Annotated in this window: 5 protein-coding genes; 1 reads left to right on the top strand and 4 read right to left on the bottom strand. The window is 49.6% G+C overall.

What is annotated here, in order from left to right:
• Positions 1 to 627: hypothetical protein (locus QNK41_RS08340; RefSeq protein WP_319255652.1), on the bottom strand; the 627-nt coding region annotated here is incomplete at its 3' end.
• A gap of 5 nt (positions 628 to 632) precedes the next feature.
• Positions 633 to 2,588 (bottom strand): DUF3604 domain-containing protein, encoded by a 1,956-nt coding sequence (locus QNK41_RS08335; RefSeq protein ID WP_319255650.1) that lies wholly within the window; start codon positions 2,586 to 2,588, stop codon positions 633 to 635.
• Positions 2,589 to 3,153: 565 nt separating this feature from the next.
• Between QNK41_RS08335 and QNK41_RS08330 the strand changes: the two genes are divergently transcribed.
• Positions 3,154 to 3,309 carry a hypothetical protein gene (locus QNK41_RS08330; RefSeq protein WP_319255648.1) on the top strand — a complete coding sequence of 52 codons (156 nt, stop codon included), beginning with the start codon at positions 3,154 to 3,156 and terminating at the stop codon, positions 3,307 to 3,309.
• Positions 3,310 to 3,971: 662 nt separating this feature from the next.
• Here the strand turns inward: QNK41_RS08330 and QNK41_RS08325 are convergent.
• Together QNK41_RS08325 and QNK41_RS08320 are read right to left on the bottom strand one after the other, a co-directional pair.
• On the bottom strand, positions 3,972 to 4,931 hold the full coding sequence (locus QNK41_RS08325) for an MBL fold metallo-hydrolase (protein WP_319255646.1): 960 nt from the start codon (positions 4,929 to 4,931) through the stop codon (positions 3,972 to 3,974).
• Positions 4,932 to 4,946: 15 nt separating this feature from the next.
• On the bottom strand, positions 4,947 to 5,135 hold a 189-nt coding region (locus QNK41_RS08320), incomplete at its 5' end, for a B12-binding domain-containing protein (protein ID WP_413815130.1).

Genomic DNA, 5,135 nt, shown 5'->3' with positions numbered 1-5,135 from the left:
AGCGAGTTCAGCGACCTGGCTGTAGAATCCTTTGCCGAACACACTGTCAATCGCATTCGGTTGTGACAGTTTAAGCTGCGCTGGCAGAACTGTACGCTGGCCCAGTGTGGATGGGTCCATTGCCGGCTTTGACAGCAGTGTTTTCATAGTTTGTGAAACAGCCTCTTCGGATGGGGATTCGCCGAGGTAGACTTGCTCGAACGCCAGGCGCGGTTCACTCCGGTAGGCCTGTTTATTTGCTGCATAATAGGTCTCCAGCTCACCTGCGGCGGGTTCCTGTAAAAAGACACCCGTGTCGGTCAAAAACTCCATCTTTTGCCGCAGCCGGCGTCGGACAATAGCATCATTTTTATCCAGTCCGAGCACCAGGGCGTCGCGGTAATAAACCTCTGACCGGACTTCCTCATTGATCAGGCTATCAAGCTCCTCATCTGTAGGCATCCGATTCCAGACCCCGTTGTATTCAGCCGCTATCTGGCCAATTCGTTCCGGGGTGATGAGGATCACATCAGATGAGTTTCCAATGGCGTCATTAACGGCGGTATAAATCAGAAAAAAAAGGCCGCCAATGACGATGAAATGTAGCAACGGCTCCCTAAGGAACCGCTGCAGTTTTGAAGTATTCATTCGGCTCAGGATTTCGGGGTGTACCAGATGGGTGACGTGTAGGCCCGCTCCTGGGTCGAGACGGGCACTCCCTCTGGCGGATCAATACCAAACCTGAAAGTATCATAGGTTGACCAGCGAGGGGTCGGTATTTCAAGGACCCGCGCATAGTAAAAAGCCTTCTGCTTCGCATCAAAATAAGGATCCGTCCAGACCACACTCAATTCTGCTGCGCCGATGGTATTGGTCCAGCTAGCAGTCGCAGCGTCGACGGTGTTGCCGACAGCTGGTAATTTACCTTTCTTATCCAATACTCTTTCACCGGACCACACAACGTCGTATACTTTCTCATGTGTTGTGCCGTCAGCATTGAGCCAGCCTTTCACAATCTGGATACGATCGAGATTGGCACCAATCGGATCGCGCAAGGCATAGACCATGAAGTTCGGCGCGGTCGCGTCCTCGGGTTTCACACGAAGGTCTCCGCCCATCGGTGATCCTTTCTGATAACCAACATTGGCCGGTATCCGAGAGTTGATATCCCCGTCGGTAAATTCCCAACCGCCAAACATCCGCACAGACATTCGCGGCCCGGTTGTGCCATAGACTTCCTTTCGCAGCATCGCATCAAATATTGCTTCGCGGGTATTCTCGGTTGCCCAGACCGCAGCAAGTCCCGAAGCGACCATCTGCCAACCGACTATTTCCCCTTTGTCCGTTTTCATGAAAGGATGACTCATCCGTCCCGGATTCGGCTCGTAGCCGGCATGCTTACCAAAGAAGTTGTCTTCTTCGGCGGTTGCCAGTGATGTATGGCTGTCCGTGGCGCCAAGCATGCCGAACTTGTATGGATTGGTCCCGAGCCGTTTCTCGATCGCCAGGCCACGTTTTAATGCCTCGCGGGCGTATTCCCCGGCCAGCATATCGTTGGTCTTTGCCACTGAGGCATCGAGATTGGCGACATCCCAGGTCTCGTAGTCGGCAAATTCGTCGTCCGGTGACAGAAAAGGATGGGTTTCGCCGTCACCCTTGATCTGGGTCGCTTCGTAGAGCGGTTCCCACTTGCTGCGCTGGGTGACATAGGTCTCGTCGAGCTTGGTGCCGTTCCACTGCGCCTCCAGCGGAAACATGATCCCGTTGGATAGATTTCCGTTGTGTGCGATCGCCAGCACTTCACCATCAGTCTTCTTTTCGTAGTTGGCCATGTACTTCCACAAATCCCGGGGGTCGGGGCTCCCCTGGGGTGCCGTCATGGTAAAAGGCACGACCTGTCTGGCGCGGACTGCGCCATCCCGCATGATGACGACCCGATGCATGTTATTGCCCTTGATCAATGAAGTCCATTCAAAGCCAATGAGTGCAGTAAACCGCCCAGGGTCGTTGAATGCCTCGGCGTCGTCGATGACTTTTTCCCAAAGGTTCTTGTAGAGTTTCGAGCCCGGCGAATAAAGCGCCATCAACGCGGGATCTACTGTGCCCTGCGAAAAGTTTGAGATCAGGTCGAGCGCCGCCTGAACCGACGCATCGCCGCCTTCCTCAATGCCCTTGCTCCAGCGCGTGCCCTGCTCGAAGGCCAATATTTGTGGCTTGCCGGCAGCAAGATCGCCCACCATGCCCATGCCATCGGAATGGTCAGCGACCACCAGCCAGTCCAGGGGACGAGAAAGGCGCACCGCCTGTCCGGTTGAGGAGACAACTTCTTCACCCCGAGCGAAGCGGTAAGCTTCACGTGGAGACAGGCGGTTACCAAACAGACCTGCATCCATCGAGAGCGAAGTGTGGAGGTGTGAATCGCCCCACAGCGGCCTTTCGGAAATACCTCGTTTAGCATAGGGCGAATAAACTTTGCCGGTGTAGGCGTTGGAGAGCATATCCGTTGTCGGTGAACCCGCATCCGAAGCTGCCACAGGATGTGTGATCATCAAAGTCGCTATGAGTCCTGCGGCTAAAACAAATCCGTTAATATTCTTTATAAAAATCATAATCATCTCCTGAGCTTTAAGTTCTCATTGAGAGTATTTGCCTTATAGTTTTCTAAAAATGAATTAAGATTCTATAATGGTTGCATGGCGTTCGTTCCGATAGATAGTAGAATTGAATCCCATTTCTATTTTGTCAATTAAGATTTTATTACTTGTCGGCTACAACTATAAGCCGAAACCATTGGGTCTATCCAAAATTACCACGTTTTTTAAATTTGCAATCCGAAACAGCCAGATTATATACCGCCTCTTCGATTGCATCTTCCATCTCTTCCTGTGCATCTTCGATGGCTTCCCCGGCAACCAAAAATCCCAGTCACTGTCCGGGCAAGGGAGAATTTATGCTAATCCTGAATTTATGATCCAATTCGTATGGCCTTTTCACAACTATGCTTCTACCTAAAATTACATATTAAGAGGTGCGTTGCTTGCACATTAAATGATTTCAAATATCGAGACATGACCCAGTCGCCAGACTTGATTTTGGCCAGAATGGTCATACACTGATCATAGTGACCGACCCCGTTAACCCCCGGCAGAACGCAATACAGGACGCGGTGATAAAATGGAAAAAAGATCACAGAGCGATCAGGGGATCAAACTGATGGTGAAAATGTGCCGCAGTGAATTCGAACGTATGGAAAATAAGGATTATTACGAAGACTATCGGACGGCCGAGAGGAAGTTCGTGAAATTCTGTCTACTTAAAAAAATCGGGTGAAGCACCTAATAGGTAACGAAAGAAGCTGTTTGATCTTGTGGCGGACACGGAAAAGAGGATGTTATGAATTCGGCCGGATGTAAAGTTCTCCGCAAAAAATTTGTCAAAAGATGAAGGTTGCTTGACAATATTGCGCCTCAAAATTCCCTTGACCTGACAACCACGGATGGCGGTATCTGTACTCAGGCCAGGATGAAGACTATCTCGATGTATGTCAACTCGCCTGAATTACATGACATACAAAGCTTACTGAATGTAATCGTAACCTGGTCGGTTTTCTAACCGACCACAACATCTTGATTCATGGCGAATCATATACCGTCGCCATGTCATGGCAAGGTATATGCCGTTTTGACGGGAGCAAATAGCTTCAGTTCTTGTGATCTATCTTGCACCGAAACTTATCAAAGTCAGCTTCTCACATCAGAAGCAGATCTATTTATTCATAAACACCCGTCCTGAAGGCCTTGAGGTAGTTAATGCATAAGTTTGTCATAAAGCTCATTTTTCAGGTTGATGGAGCTGATCATGAGTGTGCCCCGGTGTAGGGACAAAGTCGCCTTGATTGCCTTGCGGTTGGTGTTGATAAATTCTACGATGATGGGAGATTAGTTGCTTTCGAGTTGAAATAGGCTTTTTATGCGATTCTTTGAGCTATCAATTCAGGTGATCGGAAAATGGAACGTCGTTCCCACTCCGCTTACCTTAATACGATCTGGCATTTCTTTATAAAAAAGTGCCTTCGCCTCTATTCCCGTGCAGTGCATTGGAACAAGAACCTTCGGATCAATTCTTTTCAATGCATCCAAGGTCGGTTCAAGTGCCTGTTGGAATGGTTCCCCGGAAAGATGGAATCCCCCAATGACAGCGTATACTCTATCAATGCCGGTCAACCGACGCGCAAAATCTACCGTATTAATGACCCCTGCATGGGCACAGCCGGTAAGGATCACCAGGCCGTGATGCTTCAAAACAACTATAATCGCCTGATCGTCAATAATATTATCTGGCTCCAATTCTCCATCTACTTCCATCAATGACCCGGGAAGAGCTTTTTCGAATTCGTTTTTCCTGGGGATTTCACCTGTGATTAAATAGAGATCATCTCCAATAAGCATGGGGTCGGGGGTCTCGATCAACTCTGCTTTGGCTGATGATATCCATTCCCGCTCAAATACCGGTTGCCTGAGCAATTCACCTGAATCGGCAAGGTAATAACGGGGCGAATGAAAAGCTGTTGGGTGTGCATAAACTCTGGCAGGATTTGGTATCCTTGCTAAAAGTTGGGGCAATGCCCCCATATGGTCTTCATGGCCGTGGCTGATCACAACATCGGTTACTCTGTTCAAGTCTACGTTGCCAAATTCAATATTATGAGGCAACGCCTCCGGACTGCATCCGGCATCCAATATAATCCGATAATACTTATTTTCGACATAGGCCGTAACCATCAAGCTGATTGCATGCTCTGCCAGATAAGAATTGATCGGCAGTTTGCCTTCATGGTTCAACGAATAACGACATACACCGGTAGAAGGAGGTAACCCCCCATCAACGTAATTATCTATCAATACATATACTTCAAGACGATCCACAGGAACGGGTGAAATTGATGAATCCATCACTTGCCCTCTATTCTACGCCATCAGTTCCTTGACCAGCTTGACCGCTCCCGGGGCGTCGGCGCTGTAGCCGTCGGCGCCGATCTGGTCGGCAAAGGCCTGGGTCACCGGCGCGCCGCCAATGATCGTCTTAGTGGTCATGCCTGCTTCCTTGACCGCCTTGACCGTGCTCTCCATGGACGGCATGGTGGTAGTCAGCAGGGC

Source organism: Desulfosarcina sp. (assembly GCF_033791525.1).
Classification (GTDB): domain Bacteria; phylum Desulfobacterota; class Desulfobacteria; order Desulfobacterales; family Desulfosarcinaceae; genus Desulfosarcina.
Note: the sequence above shows the minus strand (reverse complement) of the source record. Positions and strands in the feature narration are given on the sequence as shown.

Excerpts from the sequence above, each read along its gene's own strand:
- QNK41_RS08325 (WP_319255646.1), bottom strand. The coding sequence starts at position 4,931 with ATGGATTCATCAATTTCACCCGTTCCTGTGGATCGTCTTGAAGTATAT.
- QNK41_RS08330 (WP_319255648.1), top strand. The coding sequence starts at position 3,154 with ATGGAAAAAAGATCACAGAGCGATCAGGGGATCAAACTGATGGTGAAA.
- QNK41_RS08335 (WP_319255650.1), bottom strand. The coding sequence starts at position 2,588 with ATGATTTTTATAAAGAATATTAACGGATTTGTTTTAGCCGCAGGACTC.